At 40.3% G+C, this 23,874-nt stretch carries 25 protein-coding genes; 17 read left to right on the top strand and 8 right to left on the bottom strand.

Annotation, left to right across the window (positions count from 1 at the left end):
• The first annotated feature begins 40 nt into the window (after positions 1-40).
• Positions 41-319 (top strand): helix-turn-helix domain-containing protein, encoded by a 279-nt coding sequence (locus tag HGH47_RS00510; protein WP_212565221.1) that lies wholly within the window; start codon positions 41-43, stop codon positions 317-319.
• A 97-nt stretch (positions 320-416) separates the two neighbouring features.
• On the opposite strand, the gene mazF is transcribed toward HGH47_RS00510, so the two are convergent.
• The 6 genes from mazF to HGH47_RS00480 all read right to left on the bottom strand — a co-directional run bounded on the left by mazF (position 417) and on the right by HGH47_RS00480 (position 8,289).
• Entirely contained in the window at positions 417-755 is a 339-nt protein-coding gene (gene mazF, locus HGH47_RS00505) for an endoribonuclease MazF (RefSeq protein WP_212565222.1), read from the bottom strand.
• On the bottom strand, positions 749-982 hold the full coding sequence (locus HGH47_RS00500; protein ID WP_212565223.1) for an AbrB/MazE/SpoVT family DNA-binding domain-containing protein: 234 nt from the start codon (positions 980-982) through the stop codon (positions 749-751). Before HGH47_RS00500 ends, mazF begins: the two co-directional genes overlap by 7 nt.
• 88 nt (positions 983-1,070) lie before the next feature.
• On the bottom strand, positions 1,071-2,402 hold the full coding sequence (locus tag HGH47_RS00495; RefSeq protein ID WP_432909654.1) for an ATP-binding protein: 1,332 nt from the start codon (positions 2,400-2,402) through the stop codon (positions 1,071-1,073).
• A gap of 24 nt (positions 2,403-2,426) precedes the next feature.
• Positions 2,427-5,339: an N-6 DNA methylase gene (locus HGH47_RS00490; RefSeq protein WP_432909651.1), complete on the bottom strand. Its 2,913-nt coding sequence runs from the start codon at positions 5,337-5,339 to the stop codon at positions 2,427-2,429.
• A 1-nt stretch (position 5,340) separates the two neighbouring features.
• Positions 5,341-6,423, bottom strand: a complete 1,083-nt coding sequence (locus HGH47_RS00485; RefSeq protein WP_212565226.1) for a DNA methyltransferase — start codon at positions 6,421-6,423, stop codon at positions 5,341-5,343.
• Positions 6,424-6,462: 39 nt separating this feature from the next.
• On the bottom strand, positions 6,463-8,289 hold the full coding sequence (locus HGH47_RS00480; protein ID WP_432909647.1) for a TerB N-terminal domain-containing protein: 1,827 nt from the start codon (positions 8,287-8,289) through the stop codon (positions 6,463-6,465).
• 156 nt (positions 8,290-8,445) lie between these two features.
• Here HGH47_RS00480 and ggt point away from each other — a divergent pair, with 156 nt between their 5' ends.
• The 10 genes from ggt to HGH47_RS00430 all read left to right on the top strand — a co-directional run bounded on the left by ggt (position 8,446) and on the right by HGH47_RS00430 (position 18,000).
• Positions 8,446-10,194: a gamma-glutamyltransferase gene (ggt, locus tag HGH47_RS00475; protein ID WP_432909644.1), complete on the top strand. Its 1,749-nt coding sequence runs from the start codon at positions 8,446-8,448 to the stop codon at positions 10,192-10,194.
• Between the two features lie 88 nt (positions 10,195-10,282).
• Entirely contained in the window at positions 10,283-10,816 is a 534-nt protein-coding gene (locus HGH47_RS00470; RefSeq protein ID WP_432909641.1) for a DUF6305 family protein, read from the top strand.
• Between the two features lie 250 nt (positions 10,817-11,066).
• Positions 11,067-12,338: a TRAP transporter large permease subunit gene (locus HGH47_RS00465; protein ID WP_432909638.1), complete on the top strand. Its 1,272-nt coding sequence runs from the start codon at positions 11,067-11,069 to the stop codon at positions 12,336-12,338.
• A 12-nt stretch (positions 12,339-12,350) separates the two neighbouring features.
• Complete coding sequence (locus tag HGH47_RS00460; RefSeq protein ID WP_253675448.1) at positions 12,351-12,497, top strand: hypothetical protein; 147 nt, start codon at positions 12,351-12,353, stop codon at positions 12,495-12,497.
• Between the two features lie 12 nt (positions 12,498-12,509).
• A complete protein-coding gene (locus tag HGH47_RS00455) occupies positions 12,510-13,640 on the top strand; it encodes a succinylglutamate desuccinylase/aspartoacylase family protein (protein ID WP_212565232.1) in 1,131 nt (376 codons plus the stop codon).
• A gap of 34 nt (positions 13,641-13,674) precedes the next feature.
• Complete coding sequence (pgsB, locus tag HGH47_RS00450) at positions 13,675-14,817, top strand: poly-gamma-glutamate synthase PgsB (protein ID WP_432909634.1); 1,143 nt, start codon at positions 13,675-13,677, stop codon at positions 14,815-14,817.
• Positions 14,807-15,265, top strand: a complete 459-nt coding sequence (pgsC, locus tag HGH47_RS00445) for a poly-gamma-glutamate biosynthesis protein PgsC (RefSeq protein WP_432909631.1) — start codon at positions 14,807-14,809, stop codon at positions 15,263-15,265. The genes pgsB and pgsC overlap by 11 nt, the downstream gene beginning before the upstream one ends.
• On the top strand, positions 15,262-16,395 hold the full coding sequence (gene pgsW, locus HGH47_RS00440) for a poly-gamma-glutamate system protein (RefSeq protein WP_432909628.1): 1,134 nt from the start codon (positions 15,262-15,264) through the stop codon (positions 16,393-16,395). Before pgsC ends, pgsW begins: the two co-directional genes overlap by 4 nt.
• A 129-nt stretch (positions 16,396-16,524) precedes the next feature.
• A complete protein-coding gene (locus tag HGH47_RS00435) occupies positions 16,525-16,998 on the top strand; it encodes a flavodoxin (protein ID WP_432909625.1) in 474 nt (157 codons plus the stop codon).
• Between the two features lie 123 nt (positions 16,999-17,121).
• On the top strand, positions 17,122-18,000 hold the full coding sequence (locus HGH47_RS00430) for a DUF4261 domain-containing protein (RefSeq protein ID WP_432909622.1): 879 nt from the start codon (positions 17,122-17,124) through the stop codon (positions 17,998-18,000).
• Between the two features lie 577 nt (positions 18,001-18,577).
• On the opposite strand, the gene HGH47_RS00425 is transcribed toward HGH47_RS00430, so the two are convergent.
• Positions 18,578-19,783, bottom strand: coding sequence for a hemin-binding protein B (locus HGH47_RS00425; RefSeq protein WP_212565238.1), 1,206 nt, complete (start codon positions 19,781-19,783; stop codon positions 18,578-18,580).
• Between the two features lie 331 nt (positions 19,784-20,114).
• Between HGH47_RS00425 and HGH47_RS00420 the strand changes: the two genes are divergently transcribed.
• The 6 genes from HGH47_RS00420 (at position 20,115) to HGH47_RS00395 (ending at position 22,852) form a co-directional block, all read left to right on the top strand.
• Entirely contained in the window at positions 20,115-20,579 is a 465-nt protein-coding gene (locus HGH47_RS00420) for a MarR family transcriptional regulator (RefSeq protein WP_212565239.1), read from the top strand.
• A 3-nt stretch (positions 20,580-20,582) separates the two neighbouring features.
• A complete protein-coding gene (locus tag HGH47_RS00415; protein WP_212565240.1) occupies positions 20,583-20,765 on the top strand; it encodes a hypothetical protein in 183 nt (60 codons plus the stop codon).
• Positions 20,766-20,902: 137 nt separating this feature from the next.
• The gene (locus HGH47_RS00410) at positions 20,903-21,820 is read left to right on the top strand and encodes a 4Fe-4S binding protein (protein WP_212565241.1); all 918 of its coding nucleotides are present in this window, start codon (positions 20,903-20,905) and stop codon (positions 21,818-21,820) included.
• A complete protein-coding gene (locus HGH47_RS00405) occupies positions 21,813-22,271 on the top strand; it encodes a flavodoxin family protein (protein ID WP_212565242.1) in 459 nt (152 codons plus the stop codon). The genes HGH47_RS00410 and HGH47_RS00405 overlap by 8 nt, the downstream gene beginning before the upstream one ends.
• Before the next feature lie 177 nt (positions 22,272-22,448).
• On the top strand, positions 22,449-22,643 hold the full coding sequence (locus tag HGH47_RS00400; RefSeq protein WP_230974395.1) for a hypothetical protein: 195 nt from the start codon (positions 22,449-22,451) through the stop codon (positions 22,641-22,643).
• On the top strand, positions 22,643-22,852 hold the full coding sequence (locus HGH47_RS00395) for a DUF4261 domain-containing protein (RefSeq protein ID WP_230974396.1): 210 nt from the start codon (positions 22,643-22,645) through the stop codon (positions 22,850-22,852). The genes HGH47_RS00400 and HGH47_RS00395 overlap by 1 nt, the downstream gene beginning before the upstream one ends.
• Before the next feature lie 74 nt (positions 22,853-22,926).
• Here the strand turns inward: HGH47_RS00395 and HGH47_RS00390 are convergent, their stop codons facing one another.
• Positions 22,927-23,844 (bottom strand): restriction endonuclease, encoded by a 918-nt coding sequence (locus HGH47_RS00390; protein WP_212566596.1) that lies wholly within the window; start codon positions 23,842-23,844, stop codon positions 22,927-22,929.
• Positions 23,845-23,874 lie beyond the last annotated feature (30 nt).

Genomic DNA, 23,874 nt, shown 5'->3' with positions numbered 1-23,874 from the left:
TTTATTTGACTGCATACAATATTTCATAAAGAATTAAATAATGGATGTACAAGAATTGGAATTATATGTCTGTCGGCGCCTCAGACAGGAACGAGAGCGTCTCGGCTATTCGCAGATGACGCTTGCGTATGAATCGGGAGTCTCGCAGAATATGATTACCTACATCGAAACGGGAAAACGGACTCCGACTTTAAATACACTGCTAAAATTATGTACCGCAATGAAAATCGATCCGTCTATTTTATTTCCACAGAACGCTATTCTGTCGAAGGATGAAGCTAAAAAGACGATTATCAACTTAATTGAATTGTATCTGTAAAACTTAAAAGTTTGATGCCCAAAATTGATATGAGTGCCGTGTGCAAAAAGAGCAGGCACTATTCTTTTACTCACTAAAAGAACATACGAGCATTATTTTATTCGATCATCAACTGTATGTTTTGAACGACAGAATCAATTTCTTCAGCGGCTGCTTTTTCTATGAAATGACAGTTTCGTTGTTTCCAGTCAAGACTTTTTATTTGATCACTCAATATACATCCGCTGATTGAATGCCCATTCAGCACAATTTCAAAAGGGTACCCTTTTATATGGCTTGTAATCGGACAGATCAAAGCAAGTCCGATTTTTTGATTATATTGTTTATGAGAAATACAAATTGCAGGGCGTCGGCCTTTTTGCTCATGCCCTATCTGCGGATCAAAATCGAGCCAGACTAGATCGCCTTTTTCAGGGACATAATTTGAATTTACCATGCTTCTTTTCCAGCTGCATATCCTGTAGAAATTTCCGAATGTATATTCTCTTCATTTACTAGCGCAAGCATAGCATCAAGAGATTTTTTTTGAGGAAGAATAATGATCTTTTCCTTTTCCATAATCACTTCAACGGTACTGCCGTTTTTTATATCATTATCTTTTGCCCAAAACGAAGGGATTCTCAAACCTAAACTATTACCCCATTTCTGAACTACAGCCTGCATACCAGTACCTCCGCATAGTCAGTGTATACAATGTATAGACCGGTTGTCAAGCAAGAGTATACATGAAAAAGGAATTATGTAGTTCACCTTAAATCGTAAACTCGGCATAGTTTTCATCGGTGGTGTCCGATACCGCATCAGACTTTGCATACGAAAATGTATCGGAGTTTAGTAACTCGATAATGCTCATTCCCGGATTTTGGTACAAAATATCCAGCAGCTCGATAAAATCCCGGATTACTTCGCGCGGGGTGATATGTACATCGGCACCGATCCGCTCATATTCAATTTTGATAAACCCAGCCAAATCGTTCGTGGTGATTTTCTGTTCATAGCCATAGAGTCCGGCGTGCATCGCAGCGAGCTTTTCACAGAGGATCAGCATTTCTTCCGCAGTAATCGGGTCAAGCCGGATTACCGGCGCAAGTAAGTCCCGTGCACCGGGCTTGGAAAACTTCCCCTCTGCAAGACGGGAACGGAGCGCCTCGTAACTGTACACACCGCGCCGCTTATCCTCGATCGCCTGCGGTGTTGCCCCCATGATAATACCGAGGTATTTTGCCTTCCCCTGTAAGGTGTCGTTGTACATGGTGAGGAGTTTTTCGTAATTGTACTGGCGCGTGATGGAGTTGGGAACTTTATAAATATTGACGAGTTCGTCGATCATAATCATCATGCCGGAATAACCCGCCAGCCGGAAAAATGTTGCAAAGAGCTTGAGATACTCGTACCAGTCATCATCCGTAATAATGATATTGACACCGAGTTCTTCCTTTGCTTCACGCTTGAGGGCATATTCGCCCCGGAACCACCGCACTACTTTTGCTTTCGTTTCATCATCGCTCTTGAGGTACGCATGATAATAGGCTGAAAGTAATTGAGCAAACTCAAAACCGTGTACCAGCTCGCTCACCGAAGCGGTTACCGCGTAAATCTTTTGATCGACAAGCGCAGTCAGTGCCGGGTCTCCGGGTTGAAGCCCGCTTTCTTGCAAGGCTTCACTTTGCACGGTGCTAATCCACCGCTCCAATATCAGCGTGAGTGCACCGCCCTCCGGTTTTGTCTTTGTGGAAAGATTCCCGATCAGCTCGCGATAAGTTGCCAGCCCCTGCCCCCGCGTTCCTTGCAGTCTCCGCTCCGGGGACAGGTCTGCATCCGCAACAATGAACCCGCGATCCATCACATAATTTCGGATAGCTTGCAGTAAAAAACTCTTTCCCGCTCCATACCGTCCGACAATAAACCGGAACGAAGCGCCGCCTTCGGAGATAATATCAACATCATGCAGCAAGGCTTGAATTTCATTTTTCCTTCCGACGGTAATATAGGGCAGCCCGATACGGGGCACAACACCGCCTTTTAAAGAATGTAATACTGTCTGCGCAATCCGCTTAGGAACTTTTCTTTCTGCTTCGTTCATGTTGTTTCCTTTTTCAAGTATCTTTTATCTATCTTTCATATTGATTCTATTGCGAACAGATTCTATTAACAATGAATAAACCATTTCAAGTATATTTGTATTAATTCCAAAGGATTGTAATATAATTTTATCAAAATGAATCCTATCTTCTTTTTTTATTTCTTCAAAGATTGTTCCAACCTCTCTTTTTTCTATAGCTTTAAAAGCATTTATAATTTCTGTTTTTTGTTTTTCATCTAATAATTCAGGATTTAATGCACGAAGATTTTTTAGATATGTTGCATTTAAATCCAAAGCACCTAAATTACGGGAGGTTCCTCTCATTTCTAGAGTTAAATAAGTTATTGCAGAATTCAGTAAAGCTGTAATTAATTCGGTAGCAAATATATCATTCGTTCTCATTGCTATCAATCGTTGGTCGATAACAAACGGTACTTTAGAATAGGTGAAGAAAAATCGTTGATACGGATTAATAGCTGTTATAACATTAGCAGTTTTTGGCTGTAAGGAATACCAATAAGGCTTATGACCTGCATTTGCTTCAGAAATAGTTTTGCTTTCATTTTTGTTAGGCCTATCTTTAAATTTATCAATCCATTTTTTTGTGCCTTCTTTTAAATTCTTATAATCTTCATTGCAGACAAAGAGATAATTCGAAAAAATATTTTGGAAAAGCATAGAAGACAATTCTGTCGGAGACTTTATCATTGGGATTAAAAATCGGGATTCAATTTTTATTTCTATTTTCTTTTTTTCTTCTATTATAAACATTTTATTCCAACCGGTTCGTTCTCCTCTAATAACTTCAAAGATACTTGGAAAGTATTTAACCAAATATTTATCAAAGGGATGGAAAAGATTGGATGAAATAAAAAATTCGGACCAGTTTGTTTGTTTGTCAATAGAATCGACAAGAGTCTTTTTTGAAATAATACTGACAGAAAAATTATCAGTTTTGTTAACATATAAATCTGAAAAGAATTCGTTTTGTTTCCACTTGATATTTTTACTGTCATTACAAGTATCAATATCTGCATAGAAATCTTCAATTTTTTGAATTTGCTCTCGTGTACTTTTTTTATTAAAGAATTCAGAGAGTTTAAAGTTTATTGTTACAAATTTTGTAGACTCATCATTTACAACTTTTTCCAAAACAAAATATATTGTGGCTACCTGTGAATCAGTAAACCAATGTTCAGCTTTACTCTGTATAATATATTTTATATGAAAATTATCTAATAAAAACTTTTTAAATTGAAATCCATATTCTTTTCCTAGCCATGCGTTTGAGGTAATTGCCGAAAGGATACCGCCATCTTTTAAGAAAGTGATCGAATTATATATACAATAAGTAAAATAGTCTGATCGCTCATTTATTTTAAATGCTCCATTTTTAAAGAAAGCTTGTTGCTTTTCTTGAAAAAGTTTTCTAAAGTGCTTCGTTAAAATTTCATTAGGGATGTCTTCTTGTTGAATAAAGGGAAAATTGCTTGCTATTCCATCAAAGAGAGGTATTTTAACGGAAATATGTTCGCTATAATTCTGTGAATCAGGAAAAATAATTTCTTTTCCGACTTCTAAATTAAAATAATCATTTCTTATTATTCTTGGGAAATTATCAGTTTTTGTTACATCTTGTTTATATAGATTTATAACTGATAGAATCGCCGGAAAATGAGATATATCATTCCCCCAAATATGACTTAATAAAATCGAATGATTATCAATGCCGTAAAAATTTAAAATTTTATAAAAAGAATTTAAAAGACTGCCTGTCCCACAAGTAGGATCAAACAAAAAAGCTGAATTTGTTTTTACAGTAGGGAACGAAACTAAATGTGCTAAAATTTCCGGTGTAAAATATTGTCCAAACTTTTGTTTTTCATTTTTAGGCACTAAGTTTTCAAGGATATTTCCAATTACTTCTGTCGGTAAGATTTTAAAATCAAATTCTGTTAATACCGAAATTAAGCCAAATAAGGCTTTTTCAGTTATATCAGAATATTCTATAAAATCAGTAAAATAAGGTTGAAATATTGCTTGGTAATCTATTTTTTGTGCTCTTTCAAAATAACTATTAAGGATTAATTTTAAATTATGTGTTTTTTCAATTTTTACCCTTTGAAGCTCTCCGCTTAAATTTTCACATAATGTAAGATAAAATAGAATTTTTCCTACCAAGTTATAAAAAGTAAACTTTGCGAGTACTTGTTCAGGAACAATATGTTCAGCCCTTTTTGATGAAGATGATAGTATTTTTAATGTAGAACTTTCATATATTTTCCATTTATTAAAATTTGATCGAAATAAGGTATTTATATTTTTTTCATTTTCAATACTCGACTGAAATTGCGGAATTATGATGCTAGCCGTATCATGGATTGCTTTAACGATATTTCTTGTGATGTTTATTGCCGGTTTTAATTTTCCTTCTGTATAAAGATGTTCTAAATCATGCAAAATATTATAAGCTCGTTGTTTCAATAACGGCTCATTTTTAACAAAATTAATAGGGTCTGATAAATCTTCGCGACTTGAAATCGTTGCTTCCTTGGGATATTCTTTTATTCTTACAAGAGTATCAATTGTGTATTCAGCTGTATTTATTCCCCATATTACAGCTTGCATTCCATTCCATGTAACAAAAGATTCTGCTCTTATTTTTTTTGCTTTTTCTAATGCATTATTAAGCATTTCATAATCATCAACAGGAGTGTCAGGAAATTTTAACTCCCACCCATTAAAAATGACACCGGAAATTTTGTCGGTAAATAGCAATATATCCGGAAATTTGGTCTTTCCCGATTCCATTTTAATGCCGGTATCATTGGTTGCATCTTGGAAGATAGTAACTTTCTTTTCTATTGCAGATTTTAACCAACTAATTAATTGTCCTGCCCAGTCTCGTTCATTTCTTTTTACTGATGTATCGGCCATTTTATTGTAATGCTACCATTAAATTGGATTCTTCATCGAAATCTTTATTTTTGAAAACTTTTGCTAATCTTTTATTGCATACTTCTATGTAATCAATAGCTTGTACTTTGTGCAAAAGGGCATTTTCGTTTTTCTCAATTCCTATAAAATGCCGATTTTCCATTGCTGCAGCAACAAGGAAGCTGCCGCTACCGCATGCATTATCTAAAATAATATCGCCGGGATTACTGTAGGTACGAATTAAATAACGGCCTAAAGAAATGGGTTTTTGAGTCGGATGATATACAGCACCTTCGGCTTCAGCTGTTTTAAAGTAAACAAAATCTTCACGGTCTGATGTATCATCATAAAAGACAACATCGTTCGGATAGCGCATACCGTTACTTTGAACATGTCTCGGTTTAAAATCACCGTAACTACCTGTACATTGGTTTTTACGAATACCTTTATCGTAACTTTCACCTTTTATCATTTGAGGATTATATGTCGGTTGTTTTTTATAAAACACACAAATATCTTCATGTTTTCTAAGCGGTTGTTTTTTTGCATTTAAAAAGTTTGTTGATTTTGATTTAATCCAAACAATAGTATATTTGAACCAACTCTCATTACTTAAAATTAATTTTGCGGTGAACAATCCTTGTGCTGTTAATACTATAGCCCCATTGTCTTTTATAATGCGCGTATATTCAGCCCACAATTTTTTTAAATCAATAACAGAGTCCCATTTATTTTGTGTTGTTCCATACGGTAAATCACATAATATCATGTCAATTGATTTATCCGGAATATATCGCATTAAGTCAAGACAGTCACCTTGTAATACTTTGTCTTTTAATTCAGATATGTCCCTTGTAAAAAGATTTCTCGTTTTATATTCTGCTCTTGGTTCATTTAATTCCAAAAGAACATTATTAAGATCTTCGACCTTGTACCGGCGATAATTATTATATGGATTTCTGACAGCTTTTAATTTTCCTGTTTTGTCCCAATTTCTTAATGTTGTGGGAGACATATTTAAATATTTTGCAGCTTCTTTTGTTGTTAAGAATTCCGAATACTTCACATTATCATTATCAGACATGGTCTCACCTCTCAAAACATTATAAAACCTTATCAAAGGCTACACTTTATAGAGACTATTGTCAATACAGTAATTAGGGTAGTCCTCCCCTATCGCACTAGCTACATCTCCCCGATAATCTTCCACAAGGGTAATCGTTTCTCCGTCGCATTCCACGACCGTATCGCCGATAAGATCAAACAAGGCCTCGTTGATAGCATCGGCGATAACGCTCGGCATTCCATGCTGTGCGGTAATCAATTCCTGTACCGGCTCTCCGCGGAGCAGCATCTGCAACAGCTGTATCTGCATACCGTCTAACAAACCATCTAACGGAACGGACACTCCGGACGGAACGGATTGTACGAATGCTGAATCCGACGGCACTGCTGCGGACGGCATAGATGCGGTCGATGGAACGGCCGCGGGAATCGGTATAGATGCAGCGTCCGGTATAGCATCTCCGTCATATTCGGGAGTACCGGTGTGCTTTGAGTTTTCCGTCTGTTTGGACGCAGCCTCCGGCGAGCCCATCGTCTCTTCCTCGGTTAACAGGCTGTCTTGAGTTTCAAGCGCATCCTTTCTGATTTTATCCAGGCCTGAAAAGTCAATCGAGATCTTAGGACGCGCCGCCTCGAGCTTTGCTTTCCGATCCGCCCCAATAACCGCTTCTATATAAGGTATCGCCCACGCTTCCTCTTTCCTCTCTTTAAGCGGGCGTCCTGTTTTTAAATACAAACGGAAGCGCCGATCAGCTTCATGCAAAAGTTCCGTTATGTGCTGTTGTCCGTCATACCATTTGTGATAGCCATATTCATGCCATATATTGTTTTGAAAGCTGTACTTCCGGCATGAGTTCAATTCATAAATTACAGTCTTCTGTTTTCCTCTGCTGTAATAGAGCGTATTGTTGAGCGGATTCCAGTACCGTGAATACTGTATCCCAAAGCAGAGTTCAAAAAGCTCCTTTTCACCCTGACGATATTGTGCCGATGCGAGCCTCCACACTGCTGCAAAAAGGTAGATTCCTGTTTCTTTATCCTTTTGTATTACAATCGATGAATCGGGGGTTCTCCCGCTGAACAGGCAGAGTGCGTTAAATATCTCCTTATCGCTGTATTTTTCCGGATTACGTAGAATTTCAATATTGGAATCTCGTTCCAACATTTGACGGGCAGCATATCGGTATGCTATTTCAGTATCCAGTCCGTTTACCACAGCAAAGTCAAACATCCACTGCTGAATATTATACCGTATATATCCGGTGCTTAATCCTGAATCGATATAGCTTTCTTTAAACTCTTGTATTTTGTGGAAGCTTTCTTCCGCGGATACCGCTCCTATTCCATTAAACAGCTCAGATAGGTACATCAAAACAAAGGCGTCGCAATTTTTCTGATAGTTTCCCTTCCGCAATTCAGTTCGCCATGTAAAATACCCGCGTAGCTGAGCTAATGATAAATTATGGTAGGATGGCCAATACTCGTATATTTCTCCAATCCAAGGAGCATTATCTTCATAGTTCTCCATGAATTTTCCTTGCACATAGAAGTTTTTGCACTGCTGTCTAAAAGAACCGTCCCCATATTGATAGAGATTCTTCATTCTACGAATTTGCTCCGGAACATACTTTTTCGCTTTTGGTCTTGCGCTGTTTGAAGCTCTATCCGGTGCTGTTTTTTGCCGAGAGACAGCGCTATTCTCCGTCGTTATGTTTTGCCGTACCGTTGTATCATCATTCGGTGTTCTTATTGCAAGCGTTTGACCGGCAAAAAGCGGTGCATCTTGGTACTGTGCTTGCTCCGTATTGCTGTTATCGAGAATCACCGTGAAGCCGCTTTTTTCAGTGGGGATGCTCTGTTCATCGTAGCTATCTAGTGTATCCATTATTTCCTGCAATGTTATATAAAAATCCTTTTTGGGCAATACCTCTTGCAATTTACATTTCCGTATACAATTTATACTTTACCTTGACAAAATAGGAGTCTTTATCATAATGTAAATTGGCTTTTGCCGAAAAATAACGTTTTAGGAGGATCCGCAATGAAACAACTGAAATTTTTACGATTATTTACATGCGTATCGACTTTGGCTGCGATGATGCTGGTGTCATGTACCAGTACACCGCAAGGAGAATCTGCTCAGTCTGCAGAGAATTGGAAGCCGTATGATAAAAACGGTGAGATGATTAGAACCGATAGAAATGCGACCGGTAAAATCGGTGTTGTGTCTACCAGTAAAGTTGAAGCAAGCAGGATAGGGGCGGAAATTTTAAGAAAAGGCGGCAACGCGATCGATGCTGCTGTTGCAGCAGGTTTTGCACTGGGAGTTGTTGAACCGAACTCTTCAGGTTTAGGCGGCGGCGGATTCATGTTAATCAGAATCGCAAAAACCGGAGAAACTGTTTTTATCGACTTTAGAGAGCGTGCTCCGCAAAAGTCGTCACCCGAGATGTGGAAGGTGGGTAAAGACGGAAAGGTTGTAGGTAATCAGAAATTGGAAGGCGGAAAAGCCGCTGCGGTTCCGGGCGAAGTTGCCGGTCTTTTGTATGCACTGGAAAACTACGGAACTATGTCGCGGGAACAGGTTATTCGTCCTGCTGCTAATCTTGCAAAAAACGGATTCTATGTAACCCCAACTTTATCAAACGATATGAAGTCTCAGTTTGATAAATTGGAAAAATATCCTGAATCGGCAAAGGTCTTTTTGAACAAAGAAGGACTGCCCTACGAAGTAGACGATCTTTTTACTAACCCCGATATGGCAAAAACCTTGGATATTATCATCAAGAACGGAAAAGACGGATTCTACAAAGGCGAAGTTGCTGAGGCTATTGTAAAGACGCTCAATAAGTATGACGGGCTGTATACAATGGAAGATTTGGCGAATTACAAACCCTTGATACGACAGCCGGTAAAGGGAACCTACCGCGGTTATGAAATTATTTCTTCACCGTCTCCCAGCTCAGGCGGCGCCATCGTTATCGAAATTCTCAATATTTTGGAAAACTTCGATGTCGGCTCGTTAAAAGTGAACTCACCCGAATATCTGCACTTATTCTCCGAAGCATATAAACTTGCGTATGCGGATAGAGCGAAGTACATGGGCGACAGCGACTATACGCCGGTTCCGATGAAGGGCTTTGTATCTAAAAAATATGCAAAAGAAATTGCAAAGGAAATAGATCTCAAAGTATCGCACGAAAGTAAAGCGCATGATCCGTGGCTCTATGAATCCGAAGATACTACTCACTATTCCATCGCTGATAAAGAGGGCAACATGGTTGCAATCACCAAAACCGTCAACGGTCTGTTCGGAAACAGTGTGGTAGTAGACGGCTATGGCTTTGTGATGAATAACGAAATGGATGACTTTGTACTCGGTGCAGGACATCCCAATTCGGTAGCGCCCAACAAAACACCGCTGAGCTCCATGTCTCCGACTATCGTGTTAAAAGACGGCAAGCCCTTTATGGTATTGGGCTCACCGGGAGCAACAAAGATTATCAGCACGGTATCGCAGGTTATCAGTAGAGTAATCGACCACAAGATGGGTATGCAGGAAGCAATCGACACCCCGCGCTTATGGGACAATACATCCAACAAGATCAATGTAGAAACCCGTATTTCCGACGAAACGATCAAGCAACTTGAAGCAATGGAACACAAAGTAAACAAGACTTCCGAATGGGATAGAGGTATGGGTTCCGTGCAGGGCGTACTGTATAAATCGAATGGAACGCTTGAAGGCGGTGCCGACCCCAGAAGAGACGGAAAGGCGTTAGGCTTCTAAGACTTCGTATTTTAAAATCGCTGCCCTCTAAAGGCTCTGGCAGCTTTTAGAGGGTCTCAATTGTTAGACTTTTTAGGAGATAAGATACATGAAAAAGCTATTTATTACCATAGTATTTTTGTTATCGGCATTAGCGCTATTTGCGGCTCAATTTGAAAAACCGGCAACGCTGACATCGATTGGACAAAGCGCCGATGTACAGATGGTAAAAGCCTTGTTAAAAAAGGCAGGGATTGAAGCAAAGTTTGATGCATTGATCACCGATGTCGGCTTAAAGGACGAAAAAACACTGATCCTTGCAATCGGCGGCAGCTCTAAGGGATTGGGAGCAGCCGGAATAAAGGCGGAAGATGAGCTTGCCCGTGCAGAAAAGCTGATTAAAGCAGCAAAAGCAAAAAGCATTAAAATTATTGGGCTACACATCGGCGGAGAAGCGCGGAGAGGAGAACTTTCCGACAAGTTTGTAAAAGTAGCGGCTCCCTATTGCGATTATTTAATCGTTGTAAATGATGGAAATAAAGACGGACTTTTTACTAAAACAGCCGCCGAAAAAAAGATTTCGCTGGAGACTGTTCCTAAAATTACGAATACCGTTGAACCTTTAAAAAAGCTGTTTCAGTAATATCTAAAGGGCAACCGTATCAGAAATTGTTCAAACGGTTGCCTTTTTTGTACGGAATTCTTTTCAAAATTTCCGCACATCTTAGTTTCGAAGGAGATCAATCGCTTCAGACGAATAGATAAAAATCGCAGAATAAGGAGATTGGACACCCATTTGAGCTGCGCAGCAGCGAAACTCTGGGTGGACAGTTTCCTTATTCTGCGGGGTATTAAAAAAACACTCTGATGCGATTGATCTATAGAGGTATACTATGTCAATTGAATTGATATTATTTTTAGCAATGATTGCAGTTTTTGCAATCTCCTGCTTCACATTCAAACTACCGGTCAGTTTAGCGATGGTGCTTGCGTCGATAACGGGAACCTTAATTGCCGGTAAAGGTATCCCTATCCGGCATTTGGTTGAAGGGATGTTCGGCTACTTGGATACGATTTTGGTTATTGCAACCGCTATGATTTTTATGAAGGTTATCCAAGAAATCGGTACATTAAATGCATTGAGTGCAACCATTATTAAACGCTTTCATAAAATACCATGGCTGCTTTTAATTCTGCTCATGTTTATTTCCATGTTCCCCGGTATGATAACCGGTTCTTCCACCGCTTCGGTACTAACCGCCGGGAGCATTGTTGCGCCGATCCTGATGTACATCGGCATCCCCATGGTAGAAACCGCTACAATCATTGCACTGGGCGGCTTATGCGGTATGATTGCTCCTCCGATTAATATTCCTGCAATGATCATCGGCGGCGGAATCGATATGCCCTATGTCGGCTTTACCATTCCCCTCCTGCTTTTAACCGTACCGGTTGCAATTTTTTCCGTTTTGTTCTTAGGTTTAAAACATGTAAAAAAAATCGACTACGATGGCATAAAAAGCAAGATAGATTTTTCTGCTATTAATGAGTACGGCTTTAGATTGTATCTCCCGATTCTTCTTGCGTTGTTCCTGATGACTATGGATAAGGTACTGCCGAATGTCTTTGGACTGGGAATGCCGCTCATCTTTATGATCAGCGCAGTTGTCGGTGCTTTTTGCGGAAAGAAAATCAATTTCTTTACGGTATCAAAGAAGGCTATTACTGAAAGTTTGCCGGTTATGGGCATCTTGATGGGCGTCGGTATGTTTATACAGACTATCACCCTTACCGGTGTTCGCGGCTTCATTGTCGTAAACAGCCTCAGTCTGCCGCCGTCACTGGTCTATATTGCCATGGCAATCACGATACCTTTGTTCGGTGCCGTTTCTTCATTCGGGGCTTCTTCTGTCTTGGGTGTTCCTTTCCTCATGGTATTCTTAGCCAAGAATCAAATCATTACCGGATCTGCAATATCGTTTATCGCAGCATTGGGTGATTTAATGCCGCCGACGGCTCTTGCCGGTATATTTGCCGCGCAAATTGTCGGCATGAAGAACTACACGCCGGTATTAAAGAAGTCGCTCATTCCCGCGTTAGTCATTATCATTTATTCTATTGTAATGATTATCTTCTCAAAGGAATTGGGTTCATTAATTTATTAAAGGAAAAACAGTATGATGATGTATATCTATTTAGCCCTGCTGTTATATGTTTTGATAATGGTAGTTGCCAATATATTGACGGAAAAAAGTATCACAAAGCAGTTAAATGCTGCGCTTGTCATTATTCCGTTAATTCTGAGAATTTTATTTATAAAATAATGAGGGGAAACGATGAAAGGAACTAAAACCACCGGTATTATTATGATCGTCCTCGCGCTGGTTATTGCTTTTTTTGCAGGGCGCGAATTTCTGAAAACACGGGAATTGGAACCGATTGTAAAAGGTGAAGGCGTTACCTCCATGCAACGCTTGAGCGACTATCTTCCGGCGTTAAAGGGAACACGAGGCGATAGCGATGTCTATGTGCTGCAGGGCGCGGAACCCGGAGGCAGCGTACTGGTTTTGGGGAATACGCACCCGAACGAACCATCCAGTTTTTTAACAACCGTACTGCTTATCGAAAACTTAAAAGTAGATAAGGGTACCGTGTATATACTCCCGCGGGCAAACGCAAGTGCGCTTTCTCATAACGACCCGCAGGAAGGCTCTCCGCAGCGGTATACCATTAAGACCCCCTACGGTGAACGCTGGTTCCGGTTTGGTTCCCGTGCGACAAACCCGCTGGATCAATGGCCGGATCCGGATGTGTATATCCATGCAGCATCAGGGCAAAAGCTTTCAGGGAACGAAACACGCAATTTAAACCGGGCATATCCGGGGAGACCCGACGGAACCTTTACGGAAAAAGTCGCATTCGCCATCACTGAAATGATAAAGAAAAACGACATCAATATGACGATTGACTTGCACGAGGCATCGCCTGAATATCCGGTTATTAACGCAATTGTTGCGCATGAGCGGGCAATGGCTATCTCTTCGCAGGTTGTTATGAATATGGAGTTTGAAGATATTCAAATCGGGCTTGAACCTTCCCCTGCAACCCTGCACGGGCTTACGCATAGAGAGTTGGGGGATTATACCAACACGTATGCGGCGCTCATGGAAACAGCGAATGCTTCACAGGGACGGCTCCGGGGCAAAACTGATGAAAATCTCGTACTTACCGGCAAAGACCCGATGTATGTAAAAGCACAAAAAATCGGTCGGCTGTTTGTTCCGTATGATGAAAACGGACACCCTATAGAGGAACGTGTCGGGCGGCACTTAACCGGTGTCGTTCAGCACATTGAGGTTATGGGAGAAAATGAGCCGGAAAAAGAGATCATTCTGGGAGGGCTTCCCTCGTATGCAGATATCATGCAAAATGGCGTAGGAGCTTACTTAAAAGAAGTAAAAGAATAACCGGCTGTTTTATGCAAGGATAGAGGTATAGCTTTTGATTATCATCATATTATCATTACTCTATATTCTCTATCTTTGCGTTGAATACCGGTATCTCAAATATCATAGAAAAAAAATACAATATGTTATTCATATAAACGGTACTCGCGGGAAGTCAACTGTTTGCCGTTTGCTTGATGCTGGTTTGCGATCCGGAGGGTATAGGGTATTTACAAAAACGACCGGTACATCGCCGCGGGTTATCGATGTGAATCGCATTGAGAAGGAAATTAACCGGCAAGGGAAAGCCAATATCCGCGAACAGATAAAAGCCGTCCACTGGGCTGCCCTGCAAAAAGCGGATATCCTAATCGTAGAATGTATGGCGGTAAAACCGGAGCTGCAACGTATCTGCGAACAGCGCATCCTTACTGCCGACATTACCGCTATCACCAATGTTCGGGAAGATCATTTGGATGAAATGGGGAAAAGTCTCGACAGTATTGCACACGCACTATCCAACACAATTCCTACGGAGGCGGCATTCTTTACTGCGGATGCTGCCTACTTTCCTTTTTTTCAGAAGGTGTGTGCGGCACGGCATACGCAGGCTTTTTTGAGTGATGCCCCGCTGGAGCACTACCGCGAAGTCGATTTTCCTGAGAACGTTGCCTTGGCGCTTGCAATATGCCGATTCCTTCATGTTGATACCGCAAAAGCATTTACTGCAATGAAAACATATTACAAGGACCCGGGTAGCTTAAAAGTGCTATCGTATTGCAACGCAAAAGACCACACGCTTTTTTTTATCAATACCTTAGCGGCTAATGACCCGGTTTCAACTAACATCATATTGGATAATTGTATGACGCAATCCTATTGGCAGCATAAAAAGTATTTACTCATTAATAATAGAGCAGACCGGCTAACTCGTCTGGAGCAATACGTACATTTTACGGTAACGCATCAACAACGCTTTGACATCATTCTTATTTCCGGAGAAAATAAGGAATTGTTTTACAAACATTTGATACGGCAGCATGTAGACCGTGCAAAAATAATTATGCTGACAGACGAAGCCTATTTTGATACGCTAGACTGCAACGCCGTGATATTTGCGGCAGGAAATATTTGCAAATCGGGAAAGCGGCTCGTGGACTATTTTGAAAGCAAAGGAACGGTCATCCATGATACATGAGATACTGACACTCGGGGTTATTGTCAGCATTGCTTTTTACGAACTCACCGAAATTTCACCCGGCGGACTTATCGTTCCGGCATACTTTGCGCTGTATTTGGATGCCCCTCTTAAACTGATCATAACGGTCTTTATCAGTTTGCTCACCGTTGCGGTTTTAAAAATACTTTCCCGCTCTACTATTCTGTACGGTCAACGACGATTTGCTGTTTGTATTATGCTGAGCTTTTTAATAAAAATGATTTTGCAGTATGGCAATGTCCATCTACTCCATGTCCATGAACTTTACTTTTTGAATGTACACAGCATCGGAACTATTATCCCCGGTATTTTAGCGCAGGAAGTAGATCGGAACGGTGCGGTGCGCACGCTTGCAGCGCTTATCATTGTCGCTATTGTGATAAAAGCATTGTATGAGCTGGTAGCTGCGGTAGGTATCGGCTTATGAAATTACATTTGACCTATACTGCGAAAAATTGCGCACTGGTGCTTCTGGCAGCACTTTTTTTAGTGCTCTACTATTACGTAAAACCGCACAGCCTCACTGTTAAGCATCCGGCATATTCTGAAATGATAACCGCAGCAAAAAAGATGCAGCAGGCGCAACAAGCAATCCGGCAGGAGATGAGCCGAAGAGGAATTGAAATAGATACAACGGTTGATAGACTGGACAGCGGGCTTATCGGCTTGGAGTGGAGCGGTATTACGACAACGCTCGGTAATGTGGAAAGTAAACGGACAACCGTTAATCCCGATTTTGCAGCGCTGCTCGTAAAGCTCTTTAAAGAAGCCGGCTTGCAGAAGGGCGACACCATAGCTGCTAATTGCTCCAGCTCTTTTCCGGCGCTTAACCTCGCCTTTATTGCAGCGACAGATGCCATGGGATTACAACCTATTATGGTAACGTCGATAGGTTCATCAATGTACGGCGGCAATAGAGAAGAGTTTACCTACCTTGATATGGAGCAGTACCTCTATGAGCAAAAGATTATAGCGCATAAAACAATCGCCTATTCGCTCGGCGGTGTAAAAGATGTAGGACAGGAATTTGAGCCCGATCTTATCGAGCATATAAAAGAGCGGCTTAACGGCTATGGGCTGACCTTTTTTTATGAAGCTGATTTTGAAAAAAATCTTACGGAACGCTATGCGTTTTATACAGAAGGTTCCCGTAATGATACTGCACACACATACAATAATGCATACACTCCTATAAAAGCCTTCATCAATATCGGCGGAAATCTGCTTTCAGTAGGCGAATATAACGACAGCATCACAACGGAAACAGTACGGCTGTCGGCTTCAACCCCAATAAAAACAGGCTTAGTAGGAAAATTTTTGCAGAGCGGTACACCGGTATTTTATCTACTCAATATAAAAAGCATTGCCCGCTATTATCAGCTCCCAGTCGATCCTATCACACTGCCGGAGATCGGCACTGCACCGATATATTATTACCGTACTGTGCAGCATATATGGAATTATGTGATACTCGGTCTGTTTCTCGTTGCCCTCTATCTTATAACCGGCTGCCATAATTTGTTTTTTTACGAAATTAAAAATATAACTGATTTTTAGAGATCCCCAATAGTGTAAAATATTTTTTCTTGACTTAAACGGCAGTTTGCCTTATATATTCAGAGGATGGTATCTTTGAAAATTTGTTCAACTTTTGAGGATACTTTTAATCTTTACGAGGAGGGTATGATGGCAAAGAAATTAGTGGCATTTTTTAGCGCTTCGGGAGTAACGGCTCAAGCTGCGCGGATATTGGCAGAGGCTGCGGGTGCGGATGTGCACGAGATAAAACCGGCTATTCCGTATACAAAGGCGGATTTGGATTGGATGGATAAAAAATCACGCAGTAGTGTAGAGATGGCTGATAAATCTTCCCGCCCTGCGATTGTGGATGATGATGCACATATCGCTGACTATGATGTGATTTTTGTCGGCTTTCCGATTTGGTGGTATATTGCGCCGACGATTATCAATACCTTTCTTGAACGATATGATTTTAGCGGTAAAAAAATCGTGCTATTTGCGACATCGGGCGGGAGTAGTTTTGGGAAGGCGGTCGCCAACTTGCAGCCGAGTGCACCGAATGCAAAAATCGTGGAAGGCAAATTATTGAACGGACGACTGAACAAAGCTTCTCTTGCCGAATGGGCTGCACAGTTTTAACGTATACATTATTCAATATAAGAAACTCTTATAGCGGATATATGCGATACAGTACAATAAACTCGTTATGCTTGTCTGGTCATCGGTCATAGCGGGTCGGTTTACGATAAGGTAAAATAAAATATGGATAAGATTTTTCAACAGGATTTAACCAAAGAAGAAAAGGTTGGCGGCATTTTTATTGTAAAGCTCTTGTTTAAAGCGCCGGTAACAATGCCGGCTCGAGAGCAGATGGAAGCGGTGATGCAAAAGCGCTTGGGAGATGCCGAATGTTTTTCGTACGATTCCGACACTGCCGTAGCACAGTTTGCCGCCACTCGATATCGGGCGGAATTTAAGGATGGGGCGTATCCGCCTATGCTGATGATTGCTCCCGCCGTCTTTGACGGAAACACCATTGACGATTTTACCAAAAGCCAGATGTGGGACTGCGGAGACGATAAAGATGCTATTTTGTCCGAATGCCGGTATGCACTCATCGGTACCGATATGTTGGCGGCGGCGCTTCCCGCATCGGAGCGTGCAGCACTCGATATGGATTTTACAGAGGCGCTGGTCGAGCTTTTCCCCGACTGTACTGCCGTTTATTTTGAAAATTCGGGAAAACTTTTTACCGCAGAAACCATCCGCAACCATACGCTTCCCCGTGACAACCGTTTTATTCAATTTGCCGTGAACGTCCGCTTCTTTACTATTCAGGGTGGCGAAGATATGCTTGTCGATACGCTCGGTATGAGCTTGTTGTTCTTACCCGACTTACAATATCATTTTCATGGACTTGATCCGAACCTGATGGTAAATCATGCATACAACACCGCATTGTATCTTTTAATAAATGATAACCCTATAGAAACCGGCGACACTATCGGCGGTATACCGGACGGTTCAGAGCAGCCCGAACGATGGATATGCCGCTACGAAGAATCGCTTATCCAGCCTGTGCGCGAAGTTCTCGATATAGATACCGGCGCCTATGCTGCGGGTAACAGACAGTATGAATAAAGAAGTCGAATATCAAGTATTTATTCGGAATTATTTTAATTTCGGTACTGCCTTTTCATTCTCCTTTTTTGATCTTCCCGAAAATTATAATTTTTCAGATATTACCGAAGTGATAAATCACAGCTACATAGATAGTAGCGGCAAAATACAAAATTACCGAAAGACCGGATTAAAAAATTTTTCGGGTGCAAAAATCTATAGAGAAAAAGATTATTTCAATTGTTACTTAAAGGGACTTTAAATATATAAACATAGTCTCCCGTGAAGTTGTTGCATATGTAATATACACCCTTTAGGGTATACTGTCAAAAGAAGAGTGCTGAAATATACCCTATCGGGTGTATAATCGTTTTTAAAATAAGTATCTATACCCGATAGGGTGTAGTTGACAGATAATCAGTATCACTTAGATAAGATTTATAATTCTGATGATTGGGATAATCAGTTTAAAGTATAGAATCCTTATGTGGCGGTATTTTGTCGTTTATTCGTGCAGAGCGTTTTTAATACTCCTGCTCCTGCCGATGGTAAAAACTAATTGTTTTTGCCATCGGTAAGACAACTCCGTTTTAACTAATTAATGTATAGACCCTTTTAAAAAGCTCCGGCAGCTATCAAGGACATGCTGCACCATCTCTTCTTCAGATACATCAGCACGTATACAGGTAGGTGCGTTCTTCATTTTTGCGGCTTCTTCGACGGAAGTCCCGTACCAGAAATGCATGTGAGGCGGGACAGCGTGGGGAATGGTAATTGCGAAATGAGCCAACTTACCTTTAAATGCAGGATCAGTAGCGGAAAATGCACGATATGCCGGATGTGCGGCATGTGCACTATCTTGTATATATGAACTGCGGCTGACTTCTTTATCACCTTTCCATACGATAATCTCATTTTTACCATTTCCTGCAACAAATTCAATATGAGTAAAATCATTGGCGGTACCGAATGCCTTGTACACCAGTGCCATAATATCTTCTTTTGTATAATCACCGCCCTTCGGATTTTGTCCGGCAAATTCTTTAATCAATTGCGTGTAAACATTTTGAATAGCAGGGCGCGGATCTTCGCAAACGGTAACTGAATTTACCCATTTGCCATTATACAACGCAAGCGGTTCTTTGGGTAATTTTTCTGCTGCCACTGTATTGATAACAGCCGTAAACTGTTTAAGTACCTCTTCTTTTGAAAGATTTGCTTCTACAAAAGGCGCTCGCTTCAAAGGATCCCCATGTACCAGCGATCGAATTCCCCATTTACCGAAGCGGGCATCAAATGATTTTATTCCGGTTTTTTTATCAACTTGAGGAGCCGTAACAACAAAATAGCGCAAATTCTTTAATTCTTGAATTGGTTTTACCGCTTCAAATGTGAGCCAATTGCGAGTCGAATCTTCAACCATAGGGCGTGTACCTTTAAAGGTATATTCACACAAAACCTCTTTCTCAGAACCGTCGGCAGTACGTACAGTAAACGCTACCGTATTTGAACCGTCAAAAACAGCTTTTATCACGGGCGCCGCCACCGCATAATGTACTGCTGCTTTTAATCCGCCTTCACTATAGTACGGCATTGCAGCAGCATTTTTAGCGTATACATCCTGCAAAACAGCATCATCTTCAAAACGGCTGAGGGGCTGCCATGAACCTTTCATAACAGCAAGTTCTGAAGCTGCTGCAGTATCCGATACTGCGGTAGCAGGAACACTGGCACAACCTGCAAGCAGGCACACCGACAACAGAGCAGCCCCTATAGCTGCCTGTAAACACTTTTTAGATGTCATAAAACCTCCATAAAATACAAGGGTAGGGATAGTGGCGCAAACAATCAAAAATGTCAATGGTATTGTTTTCACTTAAAAATGATCAAAATTGCGAATCCAAGAATTTAACGGATTCTGAAAAGATTGTTAATCATGGCTTTGATAAAAAAACATCTTTTAGAAATATGTAATGGATCGGGCGGAGTTTAAGAAGAAATCGCTATAAAAACTTTTTACTCGTTTTCAGCAATATCCCATAGTGTATTAAAATATTTAGTTGCTAAAACATATTGACATCGACTGCATTTTAATATATTTTTATTTTAGTGGCTAAAATAAAAAGGACAATGCAATGAATGATGTAGAAAATCTCATAAAACGGACGGTAAAAATTCAGTATAAAATAAACGCTAATGATAAAAGACCGAGGACTTTCGGTACACAGCATACTTTGTACCAAAGTGAAATTCATTTTATAGAAGCGATAGGTTTGGATGGCGGACACAGCGCTTCCGAGCTTTCGGAAAAACTCGGGATTACAAATGGTGCTGTAACGCAAGTCGCCGATAAGCTGATCAAGAAAAAATTGATAGAAAAATATAAAAAAGCGGATAACAAAAAAACCGTTTATTTTAAGCTGACGAAAGAAGGAATCATTGCGTATAACAATCACGAAAAATTTCACGCTGGTTTTAACGAGAAACTTGCAGCGTATTTAAATTCACTTTCAAAAAAAGAATTTGGCGCAATTGCTCGTTTAGCGGAATTGGTAGATAACAATATTCCCGATTTAAGCTCAAATGAAGGCTTATTTTAGACAATGCAGTTGGCATTATCTAAAAACGCTGCGAGTTTGCGCAAGCGAAAACATCGCCTATTGATTGCACTTTTTCATTTCGTTGCAAAAGTGCGGCAATTCGCCAATCCTCGCTTTTTGATAAAGGCTGCGGTTGTCGAATTTATAGGACGGCTTATTTTAGACAATGCAGTTGGCATTGTCTAAAAACGCTGCGAGTTTGCGTAAGCGCAAACTCGCGGATTATATGTGCGCGTTCCGCGCACGAATGCAACAGTCTCCAAAATTGATATTTTGTTCGACTGTTGCATTTTAAGGAAGGTTTATTTTAAGGAGGATTTACTATGAAAGCTGCTATCATTGTATTTAGTCCTTCGGGACACACATTAGCTGCTGCACGCATGATTCAGAGGAGTATCGAAGAGAAAGGCGGCATAACCGATATCGTAAATGTCACAAAAGACGACAGTCTATTGGCTGCCTCAAAATCGGAACGGCAAAATATATTGGAAAATCGCCTAAAAGAATTCGACGTGCTTTTTGCGGGCGCTCCGGTATATGCAGGACATGCGGAAACTCATGTATTGCGCATCCTTGAAGCGCTGCCTGAATCGGATCAAAAGCGTTCAAAAATTGCCGTTCCGTTTATCACGTACGGAGGTGCTCATTCATTTATTGCATTGGAAGAGATGGGGCGCGCATTAAAAAAGAAAAAATATGTGCCGGTTTTGGGAATAAAACTTGCCTCCTTTCATACACTGAGCAGATTTTTTCGTACCAAAATACTGGAGCACAAGCCCGGCGACGCGGAAGAATGTTTAATAGAGAAGGCCATAAGTACTATTCTGGATTTATGTTTGCATACGGAACATATACAAGACAATAGCAGTTCTTTTGCGTATACCAAAGTCCCTATGCGTCTTATGCTGAACATACTTTCGCAAGAAAAAATACATGCAAAGTTTAAAACCGTATCGATTATACGAGAAAACTGCCATGCATGTAAAAAATGTATTTCAGTGTGTCCTGTTAATAATTTTATTTTTGAAGATGATAAGGTATCGATAAAAGATCAAAAAAATTGTATCTTATGCGGAGAGTGTTTTTATCATTGTAAAAGCAACGCAATCGATTTTGCATATCGAACGGTTGCGCAAAAAAGATTAAATGATGGAAATATTATTTTGGAAAAAGATCTCTCGGCCGTATACCCTAAACGATACGGCTACATAAATAATGAAGGAGAATTATGCTATGAGTAATGTATGCATTGTATACAGTTCAACACACCACGGGAACACTGAAAAAGTGCTGTATAAAATAAAAGAGAAGTACCCCGAAACGGTTCTGATCAAAGCTGTCGATTTTAATTCCGATGATTTTAAGCGATATGATACGATCGGTTTTGCCTCCGGAATTTTTTACTTTAAATTTGCAAAACCGATTGATTCACTATTTGACCAAGCGCTTACGAGCGGCGTACAAAAGCTGTTTTTTATTTACACCGCTGGAGCTGTGAATGCAGGGTTTGAAAAAACGCTGCGTAAAAGAACCGAACAAAACGGAAAAATCTGCATGGGGATATTCGGCTGTAAAGGTTTCGATACCTTCGGCCCCTTAAAACTCATCGGCGGTTTAAACAAAGGTCGACCGAATGAAAACGATTTTAAAAATGCAATCGATTTTTTTGAGAAAAATATTATAAACGCGTAACATTTTTTTCATGCTTTCAAAAATAGAAGAGAAGGGTAGGCAAAATATGGATAAGATTTTTCAACAGGATTTAATCAAAGAAGAAAAAGTCGGCGGCATTTTTATTCGTGCGGAGGATTTAATACCCCGACGCTCTGCGTCGTAACAAAGGGTATTAAAGCCGACTGCAACCACCTTATGAGAACAACAACCTCGACGCTTGCGTCGGGGGTGTTGATTGTAAAGCTCTTGTTTAAAGCGCCGGTAACAATGCCGGCTCGAGAGCAGATGGAAGCAGTGATACAAAAGCGCTTGGAAAATGCCGAATGTTTTTCGTACGATTCGGACACCGCTGTAGCACAGTTTGCCGCCACACGATTGATCCGAACCTGATGGTAAATTATGTGTATAACACCGCGTTCTATCTTTTAATAAATGCTGAGCCCATAGAAACCGGCGACACCATCGACGGCATACCGGACGGTTCAGCACAGCCTGAACGATGGATATGCCGCTACGAAGAATCGCTTATCAAGCCTGTGCGCGAAGTCCTTGATATAGACACCGGTGCCTATGCTGAGGGCAACAGACATTATGAATAAGAAAAGAATTGAGGGGATTATTTTAAGCAATCCGCTAACACTAACTGCGCAAGTTTTTGACAGTTCCCTTGATTTTAATCTTCTTCAAAATAATCCGAATCGATTCGTTTTATTGTGTAAACATCTTGTGTGCTTACCCCAAGATTATTTTCTATCATTAATTCAGTTAATTGCTTTCCATCAAGTAGTATTATTTTTGCATCAATATCGGTAACATATTTTTTTGCTTCGTTTGTAAATGTTGAAGTAGTAATAAATATTCCCTTTTTTGCTTTTTTTCCTAACAATGCCCCTGCAAACTTTTGTATTTCGGGGCGTCCGATAGTACCGCTATCCCATTTTTTTGCTTGAATGTAAATAACATCAAGGCCTAACTTATCTTCTTTAATGATGCCATCAATTCCTTCATCGCCGGACTTTCCAACTACCGTGGCAGCTTCTTTGATTGAACCGCCGTATCCCATCTTAACCAATAAATCAATCACTAATTTTTCAAATTTTGAAGGGCTGATATTTTTAATTGTAGACAATAACTCATCTGCTAATTCGTTTTTTATACTGAGATAACCGCTTTCAAGCAATTCATGTGGAGTAATGCTTTGTTCAATATTATGTTCAATTTTATTATTTTCAGAATTATCAGGCTCTTTTGTCGTCTGGAATTCATTAAAAGCATCATATTCTTTGAGCATTTTAGTATTGATAAATGCAGGCTCCTTTTGCAAGAGTTTCTTTCCTTCTTCCGATATGCGAAAATAACCTCTTTTAGTGGTTAATAATAAACCGGCTTTTGTTAAATATGTTCTTGCCCATCCAATTCTATTATTAACAACAAATGCTGAGCCGCTTGGGAGCAATTCTTGTTTTTCTTTCTCAGTTAACTTAAATTGATTTATCAATGCGTCAGTAGCTTCTCTAAATAAATGCTCTTTACCATCTTCTGCAATTTTCATAAGCGGTAGCATGCACTCTTCATACGTTGGAATTGCCATCATATCCCTCCTAATGTAATTGATATTAAG

Origin of the sequence: Treponema sp. OMZ 805 (genome assembly GCF_050937395.1) — a bacterium.
Classification (GTDB): domain Bacteria; phylum Spirochaetota; class Spirochaetia; order Treponematales; family Treponemataceae; genus Treponema.
The sequence above is the reverse complement of the archived record's forward strand: the minus strand, read 5'-3'. Positions and strand labels throughout refer to the sequence as shown.

Excerpts from the sequence above, each read along its gene's own strand:
- HGH47_RS00510 (WP_212565221.1), top strand. The coding sequence starts at position 41 with ATGGATGTACAAGAATTGGAATTATATGTCTGTCGGCGCCTCAGACAG.
- mazF (WP_212565222.1), bottom strand. The coding sequence starts at position 755 with ATGGTAAATTCAAATTATGTCCCTGAAAAAGGCGATCTAGTCTGGCTC.
- HGH47_RS00500 (WP_212565223.1), bottom strand. The coding sequence starts at position 982 with ATGCAGGCTGTAGTTCAGAAATGGGGTAATAGTTTAGGTTTGAGAATC.
- HGH47_RS00495 (WP_432909654.1), bottom strand. The coding sequence starts at position 2,402 with ATGAACGAAGCAGAAAGAAAAGTTCCTAAGCGGATTGCGCAGACAGTA.
- HGH47_RS00490 (WP_432909651.1), bottom strand. The coding sequence starts at position 5,339 with ATGGCCGATACATCAGTAAAAAGAAATGAACGAGACTGGGCAGGACAA.
- HGH47_RS00485 (WP_212565226.1), bottom strand. The coding sequence starts at position 6,423 with ATGTCTGATAATGATAATGTGAAGTATTCGGAATTCTTAACAACAAAA.
- HGH47_RS00480 (WP_432909647.1), bottom strand. The coding sequence starts at position 8,289 with ATGGATACACTAGATAGCTACGATGAACAGAGCATCCCCACTGAAAAA.
- ggt (WP_432909644.1), top strand. The coding sequence starts at position 8,446 with ATGAAACAACTGAAATTTTTACGATTATTTACATGCGTATCGACTTTG.
- HGH47_RS00470 (WP_432909641.1), top strand. The coding sequence starts at position 10,283 with ATGAAAAAGCTATTTATTACCATAGTATTTTTGTTATCGGCATTAGCG.
- HGH47_RS00465 (WP_432909638.1), top strand. The coding sequence starts at position 11,067 with ATGTCAATTGAATTGATATTATTTTTAGCAATGATTGCAGTTTTTGCA.
- HGH47_RS00460 (WP_253675448.1), top strand. The coding sequence starts at position 12,351 with ATGATGATGTATATCTATTTAGCCCTGCTGTTATATGTTTTGATAATG.
- HGH47_RS00455 (WP_212565232.1), top strand. The coding sequence starts at position 12,510 with ATGAAAGGAACTAAAACCACCGGTATTATTATGATCGTCCTCGCGCTG.
- pgsC (WP_432909631.1), top strand. The coding sequence starts at position 14,807 with ATGATACATGAGATACTGACACTCGGGGTTATTGTCAGCATTGCTTTT.
- pgsW (WP_432909628.1), top strand. The coding sequence starts at position 15,262 with ATGAAATTACATTTGACCTATACTGCGAAAAATTGCGCACTGGTGCTT.
- HGH47_RS00435 (WP_432909625.1), top strand. The coding sequence starts at position 16,525 with ATGGCAAAGAAATTAGTGGCATTTTTTAGCGCTTCGGGAGTAACGGCT.
- HGH47_RS00430 (WP_432909622.1), top strand. The coding sequence starts at position 17,122 with ATGGATAAGATTTTTCAACAGGATTTAACCAAAGAAGAAAAGGTTGGC.
- HGH47_RS00425 (WP_212565238.1), bottom strand. The coding sequence starts at position 19,783 with ATGACATCTAAAAAGTGTTTACAGGCAGCTATAGGGGCTGCTCTGTTG.
- HGH47_RS00420 (WP_212565239.1), top strand. The coding sequence starts at position 20,115 with ATGAATGATGTAGAAAATCTCATAAAACGGACGGTAAAAATTCAGTAT.
- HGH47_RS00415 (WP_212565240.1), top strand. The coding sequence starts at position 20,583 with ATGCAGTTGGCATTATCTAAAAACGCTGCGAGTTTGCGCAAGCGAAAA.
- HGH47_RS00410 (WP_212565241.1), top strand. The coding sequence starts at position 20,903 with ATGAAAGCTGCTATCATTGTATTTAGTCCTTCGGGACACACATTAGCT.
- HGH47_RS00405 (WP_212565242.1), top strand. The coding sequence starts at position 21,813 with ATGAGTAATGTATGCATTGTATACAGTTCAACACACCACGGGAACACT.
- HGH47_RS00400 (WP_230974395.1), top strand. The coding sequence starts at position 22,449 with ATGAGAACAACAACCTCGACGCTTGCGTCGGGGGTGTTGATTGTAAAG.
- HGH47_RS00395 (WP_230974396.1), top strand. The coding sequence starts at position 22,643 with ATGGTAAATTATGTGTATAACACCGCGTTCTATCTTTTAATAAATGCT.
- HGH47_RS00390 (WP_212566596.1), bottom strand. The coding sequence starts at position 23,844 with ATGGCAATTCCAACGTATGAAGAGTGCATGCTACCGCTTATGAAAATT.